Consider the following 19,111-nt stretch of genomic DNA (forward strand, 5'->3'; position numbering starts at 1 on the left):
ATATTAGTCAGCTAATCTGTCATAAAGAAAGGATAGCTGACTAATAATTTCTGTCGAATTCTATTCTTCTCCCTCAATTTGTGATTTCATCCAGGCAATTACCATTTTAATTTCTCCATAGCTATAATTACTGCCTAGTGCTTCTTTTATTGGGTTAAGCGCAAAATCATCCAACTTATGTATTTCCTTTTCTATGGGTGCTATTTTTTCAGGAGCAACAAAATCTTTTACATCTAAATCTCCTGTTTGTACATATTTAGCTAGGTGACCTTCAATTGTCATGGTCACAAAAGAACGTTCTTTGGCAATTTCCTCTACGGTTTTGCCCGACTTGTATAAATCGTAAGATATTTGATGAGTTGGAATCTTTGGTGTTTTAGGATCTTTTTTCTCTTTTGCAGTACGAGTTTTCTTTTTGGATTCAACAATTTCTCGTGTTTCGCTAAATTCAGGATTTTTAATAGAATCCTTGCTTACATCAGTACCCTCTAGTGTGGCGTCAATAAGAGCCTTAACTTTATAAATACGTTGTAACTGACCGTAATATAGGTTTGATATATCAACCAACTCGGTTTGATAAGCTTTTACACCTTTGGCTTTTGTAAGTTCACCCATTTTAGTTCTTACCTGGTCGTGAAGATTCTTGACTAAAGGCTCAAAGTAAGCAATTGATTTTTCTATGCGCTCATTAAGTATGGATAGGTACCCATCTTCTTTACTATTAGTTATTTTATAAATCTGTGCTCTAAAAGAATCGGCTACATCTTTAATGCCTTGCGAAGCGTTAACCAAATTTGAAGCCCATTCTTTGTGTTGTTGTTTTACCGATCTATTTTTATCCTTATTGTAACTACTTAGGTGATTACGAAGTTCCTGCATTAAGCTGTTGAAATCGTAGGCAAACAATGCATAACTTTGTAAGTATAAATTGGATGCTTCTTTTAATGCGGGCATCAATTCTTCTTTCTGTTTCTTGAGTTTGCTAAATTCCTTCAAGCTATTATCAATAGGGATTCCTTGCGAAGGTAATTTTGAAGTAAGAATTAAGCCTTTAATATCGCGCAAGCGAGATAGTGCTACGTAAATCTGACCAGGAGCAAAAGCATTACCAACATCTATTATAGCTTTATCAAAAGTTAAGCCTTGGCTTTTGTGAACCGTAATTGCCCAGGCTAATTTAAGAGGATATTGCGTAAAAGTGCCGGCGACAGACTCCTCAACTTCGTTACTATTTTTATTAAGTACATATTTTTTGTTTTCCCAAGTATAGGGCTCAACAGTGGCCGATTCAGAACCATCGGTAAAGCTGACGGTTATTTCATTTTCTAAGAAAGATTCTACATGTCCAATTTTTCCATTAAAATAGAGCTGATCGCCCGAATAGTCGTTTTTAATAAACATTACCTGAGCACCTACTTTTAGTTTGAGGTTTTCTTCTGCGGGATAGTTATAATCCTTAAAATCATCGGTTACAGTTGCTCTGAAAGTTTGTTCTGGCTGTTCAATTTTAGCCAAAGTTGTTGAGTTTTTTTCGTCGGCAATTCTATTGTGCGTTGTTAATAGAATTACGCCATCATCAGAGGTTTGCTGATAGTTGGGTTTATAAAATTGATTAAGTAATTCAATATCGTTGTTCGTAATTATATTATCGCGCAGGTTATTTAATAGATTTATAAATTGCGCATCAGATTGGCGATAAATTTTATCCAATTCGATGTATAATAATGGAGCTTGCTGCAAAACCTGAGCATTAAAGAAATGAACCCCTTTGTAATATATAGATAAATGCCTCCATTCTTCATCTTTTATAACTGGAGGAAGTTGCAATAAATCGCCAATAAATAAAACCTGAACTCCACCAAATGCGATGTTTCTTTCTCTTCGAACGGTTCTTAACAATAAATCAATAGCATCTAATAAATCGGCACGAAGCATACTCACTTCATCAATAACTAGAAGTTCCATTTTTTGTAATACACTTCTTTTATTCTTGTGCATATGAAATCCCTTCAATAGAGTTCGAGGACTATTAATAGCAACAGAATTTAAAGGGATAGAATTCAACCCTTCATTATCTGGAATAAAAGCGCCAAAGGGCATCTGAAACAAAGAATGCAAAGTAACTCCACCCGCATTAATAGCAGCAATGCCAGTGGGTGCAGCAATCACTATATTTTTATGTGTTGTTTTGGCAATATTACGAAGAAAGGTAGTTTTACCAGTTCCCGCCTTTCCTGTTAAGAAAATATGCTGATTGGTGGTATTAATGAATTGTGAAAGAATGTCGGTTAAGCTTGCTGTATTTTGATTCATAAATTGATTTTATTATTGCACTGCAAATTAATGAATTGATTCGTTTTTTAAAACGAAGAAATATAAGTACTCAAATTTACTTCCCTATCTAAGTTCATTTTTTTTCTCAGTCTGTAGCGTGCCTTATTCACACTATTGATTGATATTCCTAATAGGTGCGCCATTTCTTTACCTGAGAAGTTAAGTTTGATAAGAGCACATATTTTTAGATCGGCAGGACTCAATTCGGGAAAACTGGTGTTTATATTCTCATAAAATCCTTCGTTAACGGCCATAAACCTACTATTAAAGTCATCCCAAAGTGTTTTACTTTGCTGCGAAATTGATTTTAAAAGACCATCGATTTCATTATTGGATGCTATGTTTTTTAGATGCATAGATAATTGATCAACCAGCTCATCTTTTTCAATCAGTTTTAAAGTAGAAGCTGTTAACTCTTTATTCTTTTGCTCAAGCTGGAGTTTGGCTTCCTTTTCTTTTTCTTCTATTTCAATAAAAGCACGTTTTTGTTTTTTTATTTTATGCTTGGTATAGATAAAGATTATGAACAGTAGAATAAAGAGAACTAAAGAATAGAGAATAACATTTATGCGCAACATTTTTTTTTCATGCTCTGCAATTAAAAGATTCTGTATTGCAATTTCTTTATCTTTTTGTTGGATGCTCTCTTGATACTTGTCGCGTGTGGTTAAGAAATCAGCATTACTTATGGTTCGGGTGCTAAAGTGCTTTTCGTTTATTTCAGAGGCTTTACGTAAGCGTTCACATGCTTGCCTATACCGTCCTACTTTGTATTCGAGCCATCCATACCTTTCAAGAATCGAAGCCTTATGGCTCATGTATCTCTTATTATTTTCAAGCGATAAATATGCTTTAGAGTAGTGTTGTAAGGCCTTCGTGTAGTCCTTTATTCCCTCATAAGCTTCGGCCAAATGTGCATAAATAACTAATAAGTAGCCTTTTGTATTTTTCGGATCCTTAAGGTCCTCAATTTTCTCAAATTGTTTTGCCGAAGCAATTAAAACAGGGATGGCTTCGTTATATTTCTTTTGCTTTAACAGAATTATCCCCTTTTCGGAATCGATGTAAGGCGTTTCTTTATTCCCGAGAGCATAACAAGAATCAAGATAAGTAAGAGCCATATTATAGTGCTCAAATTTTCTATGCGCTAAAGCGAGGTTAAAATATCTTGATCGCAACTGTGGAGTATTACCATTTGTTTTTTTTAGATTCTTCGATAATTCAACTGATTTATTTAGATACTTTATGGCATCATCTTTTTGGTAGAACAAATAGTTCAGAATACCATATTTATTATAAGCCTCTGATAATAAAAAAGTATCCTTAAACTGTTCCGCCAAAAAAAGCGCCTGACCCCCATAATCAAATGCAGAACTATATTTTTCGTTTACACGATAGATATCACTTAATGTAAGAATAGCTTCTAACAACTTGGTAGTATCCGAATCTGACGTAGCTGTATTGTGTATTAATTTAAGGAGTATAATAGCCGAATCAGGATTAGAAACAGAGGTAATACTTAAATTCTGCATATCATCATACGATAAATTTTTAGTATCGTCTTTGTCTACTGCTAAAGCAGAATAATAAAATAGACTAAAGAATAATACTGGTAAAATAAGTTTCATAAAATACATATATACAATTAATTAGTAATTTTCGTACAAGATGAGGGCTGTCCTTGTGTCTCATTAAAAATCTTCAATGTCTCATTTTTGTCCTAGTGCAAAAATAGAAATTAAGACTTTCGATTCATAAAATTGCAATAGCTAATAAGAACTCAAATTGATAAAAATGCAAAACAAAAAATTATCATTAAAATTAAGTCTAGTTACTCTTTTAATAAGTTTCAGTTTTTTGTGTTCAGCGCAAAAAGCAAATCTAGAAAATTTTAATAATGGATGGTTTTTTACGGAGTCAGATTCTGTGAACTATTCATTAACTACCTACAGCCCCAAACATTGGCAAAAGCTCGATTTACCTCATGATTGGAGTATTGCTTATGATTTTTCAAAAGAACTAGAAGGTTGTACAGCCTATTTGCCAGGGGGAATTGGTTGGTATAGTAAGATTTTTAATACCCCAATTAATAATGATCAGAAATGCTATATCATTTTTGATGGTGTTTATAACAATGCCGAATTTTGGTTAAACGGGATGCGTATTGGCGATCACCCTTATGGTTATGCCCCAATTTATTATGATTTAACAGATTTGCTAGCTCCCGAAGGACAAGAAAATCGAATTTCTGTTCGTGTTGATCACAGTAGGTATGCCGATTCTAGATGGTATACTGGGTCTGGTATATACCGAAATGTACAGTTGTTAACTGTTGATAAGTTGCATATTCCTGTTTGGGGAACATTTATTACCACTCCAAAAGTAAGCGATGAACTTGCGGTGGCTAATTTAAAAATAGAGATAGCCAATGATTATAGCATTAAAGAAGAAGCTCTTCTAATAACTGATATTTACGATCCGAAGGGCCAAAAAGTAAGTACGGTTGAGACTCCTGTTTCAGTAAATGCGAATGATAAAGTGACTTTTGAGCAAAATTTCGATATTAAAAATCCGCAGTTATGGGGCATTCAAACGCCTAACTTATATATGGCTAAATCTCGAATTCTGCTAAATAACAGAGTTCTTGAAACTCGAAATACTACTTTCGGAATACGTACTTTCCATTTTGATAAGGACAAGGGATTTTTCTTAAATGGAGAAAATATGAAGATTAAAGGAGTGTGCTTACACCACGATGCCGGAATTGTTGGTACAGCTGTGCCGAAGGATGTTTGGCGCCGAAGACTTCAATTATTGAAAGATGGAGGATGTAATGCAATTAGGAGTGCACATAACCCAGCCTCAGACGAGTTTTTAGATCTATGTGATGAAATGGGGTTTTTGGTGCAAAATGAATTTTACGATGAGTGGGATTTGCCTAAGGATAAGCGATTCAATATGCAAGATAAGGTTGTAGATTATATAACTCGTGGCCATTCTGAGCACTTTCAATTGTGGGCTGAAACGGATTTAAAAAATGTGATGTTAGCGAGTCGTAATCACCCTAGTATTTTTCAGTGGAGTATTGGTAATGAAATTGAATGGACTTATGCTGGTAACAGAGGAGCAACAGGTATTTTTAAAGAAGAAGATAAGGACAATAAAATGGATTGGACCAATTGGCGCACCGAAATACCCCCACACTCGCCGGAGCAAGTGCGCGAATACTGGAAGAACTTTCCTGAGCAAACATTTAATATGGGTACAACCGCAGCTAAATTAGCAAAGTGGACACGCGAATTAGATACAACACGTCCGGTTACCGCCAATTGTATTTTACCTACTTCTAGTTTTGAAACAGGATATACCGATGTGTTAGATATTGTAGGTTTTAGTTATAAGCCTCATAAATATGATTATTTCAAAAAAACGTATCCCGATAAGGTAATGATGGGAACAGAAAATGTACCTCGTTATTATGAATGGAAAGCAGTGAAGGATAGAGATTTTATTTCAGGATTATTTCTATGGACTGGAGTAGATTACATGGGCGAACGCAGAGTAAAGCATTGGCCTGACAAGGTAACACCGCAGGGACCACTTGATATTGCTGGTTTTCCTCGCGGATCTTATTACATGTTTAAAGCCTTATGGCGCGATGATATTCCGGTAATTAGCATGTATTCGCAAACGCAGAAGAAATCGGTTTATAAAGTTGCGGAGAATGGTAAGGTTGTAGAAAAGAAAAAAGGATATTGGAAATTGGCTCCTAGAGAGTGGCAAAATGTAAATCCTCATTGGAATTATAATGATGGAGAAGTTACAATTGTTGAAGTTTATTCAAATTGTCCTGAAGTTGAGTTGTTCCAGAATGGTAAGTCATTAGGAAAACAGTATCTGAAAGATCAGGATGATTATACATACAAATGGGCAGTTAATTATAAGGATGGCAAAATTGTAGCCAAGGGAACAAAAGACGGTAAAAGAGTATCTACTTCTCTTGAGACTGTTGGCGAACCAGCGGCCATTCGATTAACTCCTGATCGAAAATCAATCCTTGCCAATAATACCGATGTTGTTCATGTAGTTGCTCAACTTATTGATAAAAAAGGTAGGGAAGTTAAAAATGTGGATACAGAAATTACTTTTGAAATTAATGGTGAGCATCGATTTTTAGGGACAGACTGTGGAAATACTAAGAAACTAGCTAGTTTTAAAGGTATGACAGTACCCACCGAATTTGGAAGATGTTTATTAATGCTACAAGCCACCAATATACCCTCAACTATTAAAGTTTCAGCTAAAGCAAAATCTGGTTTGGCACAGAATAAAATGCTAGAAGTAATTGTTAAGGAATAAAATTATGTATTAAGCTGAGTTCTTCAATTTTAATCGATCTCAGCTTACTAAGTTAGATAGAGAGAATTGATAATTATTTATTTTTATAAGTGACATATAGATTGTTCGAGAATTATTTACTTTTGTGGCCTTAAATAACGCAATGTCAAAAGAAAGTATCCGAACATATCTATATGTTTTAATAGCAATGGTTTGTTGGGCGTTCTCGTTTGTATGGTCAAAAGTTGCATACGAGTCCTTTAATCCAATTAGCACCATTTTTTTTCGTCTTATAATAAGCGCTTTTGTGCTAATTGCCTTTTTAAAAGTAAGTAAAAGGTGGGTTCCTATTCAGCGTAAGCATTATAAGGTATTTGTAACCCTAGCTTTTTTCGAACCATTCCTGTATTTTATGGGCGAGAGCTTTGGTCTGAAGTTGGTATCGAGCACATTGGCAGCCGTTATTATTTCAACAATTCCATTAATTACTCCAATATTTGGGTGGCTTTTGTATAAAGAAAGAATCTCTCCTTTAACTATTGGCGGCTTAATTATTTCATTTTTCGGAGTTGGGATAATGATTTTTGAGAATGGCTTTGAGCTAGCAGCCTCATTGGTTGGAATACTACTGATGTTTCTGGCCGTTTTTTCTACTATAGGTTATGCGGTTACCTTAAAGAAATTGGCTAACGTTTACCCTCCAGTTACTATAATTGCATGTCAGAGTTTTATCGGAATTTTTATGTTTTTGCCGCTTTTTTTGATTCTCGATGTAAAAACGTTGTTCGAAGCTAGTATATCTTCCTCTTCCGTTTTAGCCATTGTGCAGTTAGCTATTTTTGCCTCTTCAATTGCGTTTATCTTTTTTACTAAGGCTATCAAAAAACTGGGTGTTACAAAAACAAATATGTTTATAAATCTGATACCTGTTTTTACAGCATTTTTTGCTTGGCTAATCCGAGGAGATGTTATTGATATGCAAAAGATAATTGGGATTACCATTGTAATATGCGGACTATTTATTTCTCAAATTAAATTTACAAAAAGTGAAGCTTGATTTAGAACGATATAAAGAAATGAGCCTGAATAAGGCCAAGGAAAATAAAGCATTCTTAACTCGATTGAGAAAAAAAAAGCCAAAGGATTTGGATGCTGTTACTCATGATGCGCATGTTGATGCCTTTGAGAAAATTGATTGTCTTGAGTGTGCCAATTGTTGCAAATCAATAAGTCCAATAATTATAGATAGAGATATTGATAAAATAGCCCGTCACCTCAAAATGAAAAGACCAGAGGTTATGGATCAGTACTTTATTCAGGATGAGGATAATGATTATGTATTTAAGGAAACACCGTGCCCATTTTTAATGCCAGATAATTATTGCATGATTTACGAGGCTCGTCCGCGCGCTTGTAAAGAATATCCCCATACGGATAGAAAAAGGTTTTATCAGATTTTAAATCTTACTTATAAAAACACTTTTGTATGTCCGGCTGTTAACGAAGTTGTTGAAACATTAAAGGATACGTATTCGTAGTGTAAATTTGTGTATTTATGCACTAAATTTAATATTAGTGCGTTCTAGTTTTTGGGAAGTATATGAAGAAATCCATAATAGTCATATTAATAGCATGTTGTTCTCTTGTAATTAGAGCTCAAAAAGGCGGCAGTAGTACGTACGATTTCTTAAATCTTACTAGCTCAGCTAAAGTAGGTGCTTTAGGCGGAAATAATATCTCATTAAAGGATAGTACTGATTTAAATATGGCTTACCATAATCCTGCATTATTGCATGCTTCAATGGATAATAGTTTGGTGTTTAATTTTGTGCCTTACGTTGGAGATACACAATATGGCTATGTAGGTTTTGGTAAGGAGTTTAAGAATGTGGGTACCTTTAGTATCGGCATTATGAATATGAATTATGGCGAGTTTGATAGAGCCGATGATGTTGGAAATATATTAGGTACATTCTCGGCTGCAGAGTATAGTTTTAACATTGCATATTCCCGACAGTTTTCTCCAAACTTTTCTATGGGTATGGCTATAAAGCCCATCTACTCAAAAATGGATACCTATCAATCGTTCGGAATAGCTACTGATTTTGGAATCGCTTATTTTAAAGCAGAATCAGGTTTTTCTTTTGGTGCAACTATTAAAAACCTAGGCTCGCAGATTACATCATATGACGATACATACGAAGAATTACCCACTGACTTTCAAATTGGTATTTCAAAAAAGTTGAAGCATGCTCCATTTCGTTTTTCAATAACAGCTCAAAATTTATTGGTTTGGGATACAGATATTGAAAATGAGGATGACAACTATGTAAGTGACGACATTAGTTTTGGCGATAATCTATTACGACATATGGTATTTGGGGTAGAGTTTTTACCTACAAAAAATTTTCATGTTGACTTTGGATATAATCATAAACGAAGAAAAGAATTGGGTTACTCTGAAAAAATGTCGACAGCAGGCTTTTCATGGGGCTTTGGGTTCAAGGCTTATAAATTTCATGTAGCATATGGTTCTGCTCGATATCATTTAGGAGGCACATCAAACCATTTCTCCATCTCAACAAACTTATCTAGTTTTTAGTTGTTAAAATTATTTCAAATTATTAGAATGTTACGATTGCTAAAAAAGCGTAGTTAAAAAAAACATTTTAACTATATTTGTTTTTAATGGATTATAGTACAGTATTTATCTTGTGGTTATAATCTCGTCATATATCTAAGCATACTAAATGAATAATAAGAAAATTAAACTTAATATACTAGGTTTATCATATAGTCAAACGCAGTCTGGTGCCTATGCATTAGTTTTAGCAGAGGAAGAAGGCGAAAGAAGAATTCCTATTATTATAGGTGGTGTAGAAGCACAATCTATTGCAATTAAGTTAGAAGGACTTGAACCTCCACGCCCTTTAACACACGATTTATTTTTAAATTTTTCCAAAGCTTTTAAAGTAGAAATTACTGAGGTGATAATTTATAAGCTTGAGGAAGGTATTTTTTACTCAGAATTGGTTTGTATTAAGGATGGAGAAGAAATACGTATTGATTCACGTACATCAGATGCTGTTGCACTTTCTTTAAGATTTAATTGTCCTATTTATACTTTTGATTCAATTATTGAAACAGCAGGTATAGTTTTGGAAGAAAGTAAAGAATCTGGTACGAAAGTTGATGTGTCAGAAAGCGCGAGTTCTACTTCAAATGATAAATATGGTAATCAATCTGTAGATGAATTGAAAAAATCATTGCAAGAAGCCATTGCCAAAGAAGATTACGAGAAGGCATCTGAAATTAGCGCCGAAATTAAGAAGCGCGAAGAGTAATTGCTAAAGTGATCATTTATATCTTATATTAATTTTCTATTTGTAAAATTAGTATTCGAAGAGGTCTACAAAATATCTTATAAATTAATTTGGATGAAGAAACTCCTATTTTCAATGGTTGGATTATTCTTATTATCCAGACATAAGCAGTAATATGATTTTAAATGAGCCCAATGGGTTTTCTATTCATTCGCTATATCGCGGACTAATTGGTATGTTTGTACTAATCGCTATTTCTTATCTTTTTAGCGAAAATAAAAAAGCAATAGCATGGAAATCTGTTTTAGTTGGATTGCTAATTCAGGTTGTACTTGCAATTTCAATACTCAATATAGAGTTTGTTCAAGATTTCTTCGAGTTTGTGAGTAAGGGATTCGTAAAGATTTTAAATTTCACAGAAGCAGGAAGTGCCTTTTTGTTTAAAAGCTTTTCATCAGGCGAAATAGAATCGCCATTAATGAATTTTGCCTTTATTATTTTACCAACAATAATTTTCTTTTCTGCTTTAACTAGTGTCCTCTTTTACTTCGGAATTATTCAAAAAGTAGTTTATGTATTAGCTTGGCTGATGTCTAAGTTTATGAAATTATCTGGTGCAGAAAGCTTATCTGTGGCAGGAAATATATTCTTAGGTCAAACAGAATCTCCTTTGATGATTAAGAACTATCTTGATAAAATGAACCGCTCCGAAATAATGCTTGTGATGGCAGGAGGAATGGCAACTTTAGCAGGTGGAGTATTGGCGGTTTACATTAAAATATTGGGAGGTGGAGATCCTGCTCAAGAGTTGATGTATGCAAAACATCTTTTAACCGCTTCTATAATGGCTGCACCTGGAGTAATTGTAATATCTAAGATACTTGTACCACAGACTGAGCCGATTAAAAATGAAGTTGAAGTAAGTAAAGAAAAGGTTGGCAAAAATGTTTTGGATGCTATAAGTAACGGAACTGGCGAAGGGCTTAGGTTAGCTGTAAATGTTGGTGCAATGCTTTTGGTATTTATTTCCTTCATTGCCTTTGCAAATTATATGTTTTTGAAAATGGGCAGTTTTACTGGCTTAAATGCAATAATTGCTGATAGTACAGGTGGCCAATATACAGAACTAAGTTTGCAATATATATTAGGTCAATTATTTTCACCTATAATTTGGCTATTGGGCGTATGCTCTGAAGATATTAGTTTGGTAGGAAGAGTTTTGGGTGAGAAAATTATTATGACTGAGTTTTTAGGCTATGTAAGTTTAAGTGAGCTCAAAGAAGCTGGAGCTTTCTTTGAGGCCAAATCAATTTATATGGCTACATATATTCTTTGCGGGTTTGCCAATTTTGCTTCAATCGGTATTCAAATTGGAGGAATAGGTGCATTAGCACCCGGTAAAAGAATTTTACTAACTCAGCTTGGTATGCGTGCTCTATTAGCTGGCACACTTGCTTCGTTATTATCTGCAACAATAGTTGGTATTATTATAGGTTAATCTTTGATTGTTGATCATACAATAGTTTTATTATTAGTGTAACTTATCCGAAAGGGTAGGCGTCCTACAATTAGAAATAAAACTATTTGATATGAATAAGATTAAATTAAATGCTGTAATTATTAGCCTGTTTTTGATACAGGCCTGCCTGCCAATTAATGCCCAAAAGGTTGTTATAGATCAAATTGAGAAAGATTTTAATAATATCTCATCCGTTGTTGTAAAAGGATCTTTTTGTAAAGTTGATGTGCTAGGCCAAGGCGGAAGTACCGTATTCCTAAGAGGAGAACTAAAGAGTAATAAAAACCGTGATGATATAAAGTTCAAGTATAAAGAGAGTGGCTCTACACTTGAAATCTGGCTTGAAAGACCTAAATCAGTAAGAGGTTCATTTAATGGTTTAATAGAATTAAAAGTACCTAAAAACACTAATGTAACAGTAGATAATTCATCAGGAAGTGTTAATGTTTCAAACATTGGTCAGAGTACAGTAGAATTATCAGCTAGCTCTGGAAGTGTGAAGGCGGATAATATAGATAGTAACCTGAAGTGCACAGCTAGCTCAGGTAGTTTAAAAATATCCAATATATCGGGTAATGTAGTTGGTAAATCGTCATCAGGAAGTCAAAGTTTCATTAAGATAGGAGGGACTTTAAATACAACTTGTTCATCTGGTTCAATCAGAATTGATGATGTAAATGGTCAAACAGTTAGTACTTGTTCATCAGGAAGCCAGTATATTAAGAATGTAAATAATGGTCTTAAAGCAAAAGCTTCATCGGGCTCAATCCATATTGAAAACGTGTTAGGCGATGTTACAGCAGGAGTGAGTTCTGGTAGCATAAAGATGTCTAATGTAACTGGTGCTTTAAATATTAATTCGTCAAGTGGTTCTCAATCAGGATCTTCTATTTCTTTAACAGGGAATTCATCTTTCCATTCTTCGTCAGGAAGTATAAAAATGCAATTAAATAATCCGGTTAGTGAGCTGTCATTCAATTTATCAGCATCTTCGGGTTCGTTAAATGCTAAAGGTATAAGTTCACGTAAGAAATTGGTTTCTGAAAATGGACCAATACAAATAAAAGGTGTGAGTAGTTCAGGAAGTCAGAGCTATAATTAAAATATTATTTATGATTTGTAAACTGTCAATTGCTTTTATGTGATTGGCAGTTTTTTTGTATATTCAAATGCTCGAATGGCAACACAAGCAATTTATTAACTAAATAAAAATAGTAAATGAGCGCATTCGATTATTCAATAACTTACCATATTAATAGTGATTTAAGTGATGATTCGCCTAAAAAATACATCAATTGTATTGAGGCACAAATTTATGTAAACTCCTTATCAGGAACAACGTTGCAAGTCGGGCGTGTTTTTCTTAAAATAATTCTGCTAACGCAAGCGAGGAAGAATAGATATTATTTTCAGAATATATTTAATGCATATTCGTCTACAAAGAATTTAGCCAGTAATGTTCTTTGCATTCCGCTTGATGATTTTGATGCACCCTTAACTATAAATTGCTCCTCGTCTGATTTTAAAACTGATATTTGTTTAATTGAAAGTATTGAGCTTCTGCCAAGTTTTAGAGGCAAGGGCTTAGGCAAAACTATTATTGGTGATATCATTCACCGTTTTGGCCCCATGTGTTCAGCGTTCTTTGTGCAGGCAGTTCCTTTTCAGTTAAAAGTAATGCGGATATTGGTTGATGAAATGGATGATTTTACAAAGCAAATGCAATACAACGATGCACAATTTGATGAAGAAAGTGCACAGTTTAAGTTGTACGCTTTTTTTCAAAAATCAGGTTTCGATTTATTAAACGATGGTTATTTTGTGCGCGAAAATCATCCAATTATTGAAATATAGGGCGCAAATTATGCTGAGCTTCATGCAATTATGAAATAAAATTTTGGTGGTAATAAAATAAATATCTACTTTTGCACTCCAATGTTCTTGAGGGGCAAGATAAAGTGGTTGATAATGAGTATTTAAGCCCGCCTCCAGGATGTAATTTTAAAAGTTTAATTGTATGTACGCGATCGTAGAAATTGCAGGACAACAGTTTAAGGTTGAAAAAGACCGCAAAATTTTTGTACACCGTTTAGCTCATGAAGAAGGAGCTGCTGTAGAGTTTGACAAAGTAATGCTTATTGACAACGAAGGTAATGTTCAAGTTGGTGCCCCAGTTGTAGAAGGAGCTAAAGTAACTGCAAAGGTACTTGCACATGTTAAAGGTGATAAAGTAATCGTTTTCAAAAAGAAAAGAAGAAAAGGTTATAAAAAGAAAAACGGTCACCGTCAACAGTTTTCTCAAATTCAGATTGAAGACATTTTAGTTGGATAATTAAAAAATTAGAATAAGATGGCACATAAAAAAGGAGTCGGTAGTTCGAAGAATGGACGTGAGTCAGAAAGTAAGCGTCTTGGTGTAAAGATTTTTGGTGGTCAATCTGCTAAAGCTGGAAACATCATTATTCGTCAGAGAGGAACACAACATCACCCAGGTGAAGGTGTAGGTATGGGAAAAGACCACACTATCTTTGCTTTAGTTGATGGAACTGTTACTTTCCGCAAAAAAAGAAACAATAAATCTTACGTTTCAGTTGAGCCTTTAGCTGCTGAATAGTAAAAAGATTTAGAAAGATTTTAAGAGTCTCTTGTTTTTGTTACTTTCGTAGCAAATTCAGGAGACTTTTTTTATACAGACATTTTTGTTTGTATCTTGCTGAGAGATAAAGAAATAATTAATAACAAAATTGATTTATAACCATCAGTTATTAAGGTACATAAATCGGTTTATAGAATATCATCTATAATGCTTACGCTAAAATTCATTCAAGAAAACAAGGAAACGGTTATTGAGCGTTTAAAGGTAAAACGTTTCGATGCTGCCGCAGTGGTAGAAAACATTATTGAGTTAGATAATAATCGAAAATCTACTCAATCAGAAGTTGATCAGCAACAGTCGGAGATGAACTCCTTGTCGAAAGAAATAGGAATGCTTTTTAAGCAAGGAAAGGCCGAAGAGGCTAATGTTGCTAAAAGTAAAACGGCTGAGCTTAAAGAAAATATTAAATCGTTAAATACTAAGTTAAACGAAATCAATACTCAGTTAGATGCTGAGCTTGTTAAATTGCCTAATATTCCACATCCAACAGTTCCAGAGGGAAATAGCGATGAGGACAATCAGGTTGAGAAAACATGTGATGCAAATATTCCTGAATTAGGAGAAGGCAAATTGCCGCATTGGGAATTGATTAAGAAGTACGATATTATCGATTTTGAGTTGGGTACTAAAATTGCTGGAGCAGGATTTCCTGTGTACAAAGGTAAAGGTGCTCGTTTGCAGCGTGCTTTAATCAACTTCTTTTTGGATGAAGGACAAAAAGCCGGATATAATGAGGTGTTACCTCCTATCCTAGTAAATGAAGCTTCTGGTTTTGGTACAGGTCAGTTACCAGATAAAGAGGGGATGATGTATCATGCAACCGCAGATAATTTATACCTTATTCCTACGGCAGAAGTTCCGGTAACCAATATTTATCGTGATGAGGTTGTAAAAGAAGAAGATCTTCCTTTGAAAACTATGGCTTATACGCCTTGTTTCCGCCGTGAAGCTGGTTCTTGGGGAGCTCACGTACGTGGCTTAAATCGTTTACATCAGTTTGATAAAGTTGAGATTGTGCAAATTTCACATCCTGATAAGTCTTATGAGGCTTTGGATGGAATGGTTGCACATGTTGAGAACTTAGTAAATAAATTGGGTTTACCTTATCGTTTATTACGTTTGTGTGGTGGAGATATTAGTTTCACATCTGCTTTAACATTCGATTTTGAGGTGTTCTCGGCAGCTCAGGAGCGTTGGTTAGAAGTGAGTTCAGTTTCTAACTTCGAGAACTACCAAGCTAATAGATTAAAGTGTCGTTACAAGGGTAAGGATATGAAAAAGCCTGAGCTAGCACATACATTAAATGGTAGTGCTTTGGCTGTACCGCGTATTTTAGCGGCTATTCTTGAGAATAACCAAACAGCTGATGGTATTAAAATACCGGAGGTTTTAGTGCCTTATACAGGCTTTGATATGATTAATTAGCCCCATTTTGGGTATATAAAATAAGATAGAAGGAACTTTTTAGGGTTCCTTTTATTATCAATTTAAGTTTATGTTTGTATTCAATACTACATTTGTTGTAACAGTTGCTGCGTTCGAAAAGTGGCACGCATGGCAAAAGGGCACTTATATGCCATTGCTTAAAAATTTATTGCCAGGTGCTGAGGTCAAAACCTTCGAGGTACTTAGTGCTGATCAACAAGAAGGGCGTACATTGTCTGTTCAATGGCGAGTTGCAACTCCAACTGATTTGGAAGTTTTAAATAAGCAATCACCTGTTGTATTAGGGCAAATGGCATCAGAATTCGGCTCCGATGCTCTTTTCTTTAGTTCTATATTAAAAGAAATTTAATTGCGTAAAGAGCGCATTATATTAGGTATTGACCCAGGAACTACTGTTATGGGTTACGGCATTCTAAAGATTGTTGATAATAAACCTTCTGTTGTATCCATGGGGGTTGTTGAGCTTAAGAAGTACGATAATCACTATATAAAACTGAAGAAGATTTTTGATACAGTGGTTCGTTTGTGTGATACTTATCTACCTGATGAATTAGCTATTGAGGCTCCTTTTTTTGGTAAAAATGTTCAATCCATGCTTAAGCTGGGCAGGGCACAAGGAGTAGCCATGGCAGCTGCTTTATCTCGTGATTTACCAGTTTTTGAATATGCTCCACTAAAAATTAAGATGGCCATTACTGGTAATGGTCGATCGAGTAAGGAGCAGGTGGCAAACTTTCTGAATAAATATCTGAAAATAGAATCAGAACCAAAGTATTTGGATGCTACTGATGGTTTAGCTGCTGCACTTTGTCATTACTTCCAAAATCAGTCACTTAAGCCAGAAAAGAAGGTGAATAGTTGGAAAGAGTTTATGAGTAAAAATCCAACGAGGGTTAAGAAATAAATTTATTCCAATATATAGAAATAACAAAAGGAGCCCTAGAGCTCCTTTTTGTATTTTATGTGGTTTAACTAATAGATAGTTAAAGTTGTTCCTTTATTTTATTAGCTGTTGCCTCAAATTCTTCAGGCGAGAATTTAAGTTTAGGATTAGAAAAATTAACCGTACCCTCACTTTGCAGAGGAATTAAATGAATGTGAGCATGCGGTACTTCTAATCCAAGTACTACCATCCCAACGCGTTGCGAAGGAATTGCTTTGTCAATAGCTAAAGCAACTTTTTTTGCGAATACAGTTAAACCCTTTAATAGATTATCTTCTAAATCGAATATATAATCTGTTTCTTGTTTCGGAATCACCAAGGTGTGTCCTTCATGAAGTGGATTAATATCTAAAAATGCAAAAAAATGATCATCCTCAGCAATTTTATAGCTTGGGATTTCACCTTCAACTATTTTTGAAAAAATGGTAGCCATAGTGCCTTGTTTTTAAAGTGAAATATCAACAACTTCAAAAGTCATTATTCCTGATGGAACCTTAATTTCAGCCTGCTCTCCTACTTTTTTACCCAATAAACCTTTTGCTATTGGTGTAGAAATAGAGATTTTACCTTCCTTAAGATTAGCTTCGCTTTCTGGTACTAAAGTATAAGTCATAGTGGCGTTATTCTTAAGGTTTTTAAGTTTTACCTTATTTAATAACTGCACTGTTGATGTATCAATTTTAGATTCGTCAAGTACACGCGAGTTTGCTAATATATTTTTCATTTTAGAAATTTTCATTTCTAATAAACCTTGTGCTTCTTTTGCTGCATCGTATTCGGCATTCTCTGATAAATCTCCTTTATCTCTGGCTTCAGCTATTTGACGAGAAATACTAGGACGCTCAACTGATTCTAATTGCTTCAACTCTGCTTTTAGCTTTTTTAATCCCTCCTCAGTGATATAGCTAATATTCGACATATTTATTCCTCCTATTATTGTTATTTGTTTGTAAACTTGATTGATATAAAAAAATAAAAGAATCCCGGTCTCCCGAAACTCTTTGTTGCAAATATATAAATTCTGAGATGAATTTAAAAATATCGCTTAGTATTCGGGGCGTTTCAGTATTTCTGAGTAGATTATTGCTTGGCGCGCACTAAACCAATTTTCCTCAGTTTCGTCTTCAACTTTGATTGGCTTTTGTTGTTTGGTTTTATTGGCTGCCTTTGCTTTGGTATCTAATGTTGATATTCTATCTAATTGCCTTTTCTTTTCTTCAATAGTAATTTCCCTAGGTTTTGGTTCCGGTTTCTTGAATAATTCAGGATCTGGTTCGAAATTCTCCACAGGAGTGGGCTCTGTTCGTGGCTCATCAAATAACTTTTTGAACTCCGGTAGTAAATCATCAAGAACGCTCCCCGAATCTGGCTCTGCCGAAGGAGTTGGTGAGTTGGTTTTCTTGCGCTGATTATTTTTCTTAATCATACTAAAAACAGCAGCTAAAACTGCGAAAACCAAATATAATATTGTTCCTAAATCATCCATAAATTACTATTCCGTTTTAAAACGAGCAATAAAGTTAAAAATTATCTGTTGATAACGTATATGTTTTGTTTTTTTTTAGATTTTTGTAGGCGCATCAATAAAGCAATATCACAAATGATACAACAAATTAAATTACCACTTTTTATATTACTCTTATTTACTACTTTAAGCGGATGTGTTAAAGATAGTGAGGACATTATACCTAATGTTCCATTTCATGCCGAAGTATTGAATTTTGAAACTGATCCTAATTACAACCAACAAAATCCTCAGATTATTAGACGTGATAGAAATGGGTTCTCAATAGGGCATTATGGAGTTGTTGTATATAAAGTTGGCGCCGGAATTGTTTATGCCTTTGATTTGATGTGTCCTTACGAAAAATCTGGTACTAGTTTGGTGCAAAAGCAAGATGATGATAATTATAAGTGTCCTACGTGTGGATCAACGTATTCTGTAATGACTCAATATGGTTCATTACTAGAAGGGCCATCAAAATTTGCATTAAAGCCTTATAGAGCAGAAATGGATGGTAATCATTTAATTATTGCCAACTAAGCACCTCGAATAGCTTTTAAGAAATCTTCTACAGTCCAAGTAGCACCTTCTGCTATTACTTGGGCTTTATTGTAGTATAGCTCTCGTTCTTCTAACTTTTCGATAATAAACTGAAGTAATTCTTCTCCGGATTTGCCTTCTATTAAAGGGCGTTTATTTTTCGAAGTCATTAACCTATCAAATACCACCTGAGGAGTTAAATGTAAGTAAATACTTAGGCCTGTTTGATTCATTAATTCCATATTATCGAAAAAACATGGTGTGCCACCTCCTGCACCAATAATTATATTTTCAATGTCACTTACTTCTTTTAAACAGATAGATTCTATTTTACGGAAATGAGTTTCTCCATCTTCTTCAAATATCTGAGGAATCGTTTTATGGTATTTATTTTCGATATAATGGTCAAGGTCGATAAAGTTCCAATTCATTGCCTCTGCAATCCATCTACCCATAGTAGATTTACCACTTCCCATATATCCTATTAAATAAACTCTTTGTGTCATTG

20 protein-coding genes are annotated in these 19,111 nt (G+C 34.4%); 14 read left to right on the forward strand and 6 right to left on the reverse strand.

Translation table 11 applies throughout. From position 1 onward, the window contains the following. Nucleotides 1–60: 60 nt before the first annotated feature. Both A8B35_RS15035 and A8B35_RS15040 read right to left on the reverse strand, forming a co-directional pair. On the reverse strand, nt 61–2,313 hold the full coding sequence (locus tag A8B35_RS15035; protein ID WP_075603369.1) for a helix-turn-helix domain-containing protein: 2,253 nt from the start codon (nt 2,311–2,313) through the stop codon (nt 61–63). A 47-nt stretch (nt 2,314–2,360) separates the two neighbouring features. After that, entirely contained in the window at nt 2,361–3,962 is a 1,602-nt protein-coding gene (locus tag A8B35_RS15040; protein WP_139314909.1) for a tetratricopeptide repeat protein, read from the reverse strand. Between the two features lie 166 nt (nt 3,963–4,128). Between A8B35_RS15040 and A8B35_RS15045 the strand changes: the two genes are divergently transcribed. The 13 genes from A8B35_RS15045 to ruvC all read left to right on the forward strand — a co-directional run bounded on the left by A8B35_RS15045 (nt 4,129) and on the right by ruvC (nt 16,520). Next, the gene (locus A8B35_RS15045; RefSeq protein WP_075603371.1) at nt 4,129–6,693 is read left to right on the forward strand and encodes a glycoside hydrolase family 2 TIM barrel-domain containing protein; all 2,565 of its coding nucleotides are present in this window, start codon (nt 4,129–4,131) and stop codon (nt 6,691–6,693) included. 142 nt (nt 6,694–6,835) lie between these two features. Continuing rightward, nucleotides 6,836–7,729: a DMT family transporter gene (locus tag A8B35_RS15050; RefSeq protein WP_075603372.1), complete on the forward strand. Its 894-nt coding sequence runs from the start codon at nt 6,836–6,838 to the stop codon at nt 7,727–7,729. Continuing rightward, nucleotides 7,719–8,210, forward strand: a complete 492-nt coding sequence (locus A8B35_RS15055) for a YkgJ family cysteine cluster protein (protein WP_245820799.1) — start codon at nt 7,719–7,721, stop codon at nt 8,208–8,210. Before A8B35_RS15050 ends, A8B35_RS15055 begins: the two co-directional genes overlap by 11 nt. 62 nt (nt 8,211–8,272) lie before the next feature. After that, complete coding sequence (gene porQ / locus A8B35_RS15060) at nt 8,273–9,274, forward strand: type IX secretion system protein PorQ (protein WP_075603373.1); 1,002 nt, start codon at nt 8,273–8,275, stop codon at nt 9,272–9,274. Nucleotides 9,275–9,422: 148 nt separating this feature from the next. After that, nucleotides 9,423–10,016 carry a bifunctional nuclease family protein gene (locus A8B35_RS15065; RefSeq protein ID WP_075603374.1) on the forward strand — a complete coding sequence of 198 codons (594 nt, stop codon included), beginning with the start codon at nt 9,423–9,425 and terminating at the stop codon, nt 10,014–10,016. Between the two features lie 154 nt (nt 10,017–10,170). Then, nucleotides 10,171–11,493, forward strand: coding sequence for a NupC/NupG family nucleoside CNT transporter (locus A8B35_RS15070; protein ID WP_139314910.1), 1,323 nt, complete (start codon nt 10,171–10,173; stop codon nt 11,491–11,493). Between the two features lie 91 nt (nt 11,494–11,584). Continuing rightward, complete coding sequence (locus A8B35_RS15075; protein WP_075603375.1) at nt 11,585–12,616, forward strand: DUF4097 family beta strand repeat-containing protein; 1,032 nt, start codon at nt 11,585–11,587, stop codon at nt 12,614–12,616. Between the two features lie 116 nt (nt 12,617–12,732). Then, nucleotides 12,733–13,368 (forward strand): hypothetical protein, encoded by a 636-nt coding sequence (locus A8B35_RS15080; protein ID WP_075603376.1) that lies wholly within the window; start codon nt 12,733–12,735, stop codon nt 13,366–13,368. 163 nt (nt 13,369–13,531) lie between these two features. Beyond that, complete coding sequence (rplU, locus tag A8B35_RS15085) at nt 13,532–13,846, forward strand: 50S ribosomal protein L21 (protein ID WP_075603377.1); 315 nt, start codon at nt 13,532–13,534, stop codon at nt 13,844–13,846. Nucleotides 13,847–13,864: 18 nt separating this feature from the next. After that, the gene (gene rpmA / locus A8B35_RS15090; protein ID WP_075603378.1) at nt 13,865–14,128 is read left to right on the forward strand and encodes a 50S ribosomal protein L27; all 264 of its coding nucleotides are present in this window, start codon (nt 13,865–13,867) and stop codon (nt 14,126–14,128) included. A 189-nt stretch (nt 14,129–14,317) separates the two neighbouring features. Further along, complete coding sequence (gene serS / locus A8B35_RS15095) at nt 14,318–15,595, forward strand: serine--tRNA ligase (RefSeq protein WP_075603379.1); 1,278 nt, start codon at nt 14,318–14,320, stop codon at nt 15,593–15,595. Between the two features lie 70 nt (nt 15,596–15,665). Continuing rightward, complete coding sequence (locus tag A8B35_RS15100) at nt 15,666–15,965, forward strand: DUF4286 family protein (protein WP_075603380.1); 300 nt, start codon at nt 15,666–15,668, stop codon at nt 15,963–15,965. Continuing rightward, entirely contained in the window at nt 15,966–16,520 is a 555-nt protein-coding gene (gene ruvC, locus A8B35_RS15105; protein WP_075603381.1) for a crossover junction endodeoxyribonuclease RuvC, read from the forward strand. It begins immediately after the preceding gene. Nucleotides 16,521–16,599: 79 nt separating this feature from the next. On the opposite strand, the gene A8B35_RS15110 is transcribed toward ruvC, so the two are convergent. The 3 genes from A8B35_RS15110 to A8B35_RS15120 form a co-directional block, all read right to left on the reverse strand. Further along, nucleotides 16,600–16,992, reverse strand: coding sequence for an HIT family protein (locus tag A8B35_RS15110; protein ID WP_075603382.1), 393 nt, complete (start codon nt 16,990–16,992; stop codon nt 16,600–16,602). Nucleotides 16,993–17,004: 12 nt separating this feature from the next. Then, nucleotides 17,005–17,478 carry a transcription elongation factor GreA gene (greA, locus tag A8B35_RS15115; RefSeq protein WP_075603383.1) on the reverse strand — a complete coding sequence of 158 codons (474 nt, stop codon included), beginning with the start codon at nt 17,476–17,478 and terminating at the stop codon, nt 17,005–17,007. Between the two features lie 126 nt (nt 17,479–17,604). Further along, nucleotides 17,605–18,045 (reverse strand): hypothetical protein, encoded by a 441-nt coding sequence (locus A8B35_RS15120; protein ID WP_075603384.1) that lies wholly within the window; start codon nt 18,043–18,045, stop codon nt 17,605–17,607. A 114-nt stretch (nt 18,046–18,159) separates the two neighbouring features. Between A8B35_RS15120 and A8B35_RS15125 the strand changes: the two genes are divergently transcribed. Next, nucleotides 18,160–18,603 carry a Rieske (2Fe-2S) protein gene (locus tag A8B35_RS15125; RefSeq protein WP_171973221.1) on the forward strand — a complete coding sequence of 148 codons (444 nt, stop codon included), beginning with the start codon at nt 18,160–18,162 and terminating at the stop codon, nt 18,601–18,603. Here A8B35_RS15125 and A8B35_RS15130 read toward each other — a convergent pair. Further along, nucleotides 18,600–19,109 (reverse strand): shikimate kinase, encoded by a 510-nt coding sequence (locus tag A8B35_RS15130; protein WP_075603386.1) that lies wholly within the window; start codon nt 19,107–19,109, stop codon nt 18,600–18,602. The two genes, A8B35_RS15125 and A8B35_RS15130, sit on opposite strands and share 4 nt — an antisense overlap. Nucleotides 19,110–19,111 lie beyond the last annotated feature (2 nt).

Source organism: Saccharicrinis aurantiacus (genome assembly GCF_001660705.2).
Lineage (GTDB): Bacteria > Bacteroidota > Bacteroidia > Bacteroidales > Marinilabiliaceae > Saccharicrinis > Saccharicrinis aurantiacus.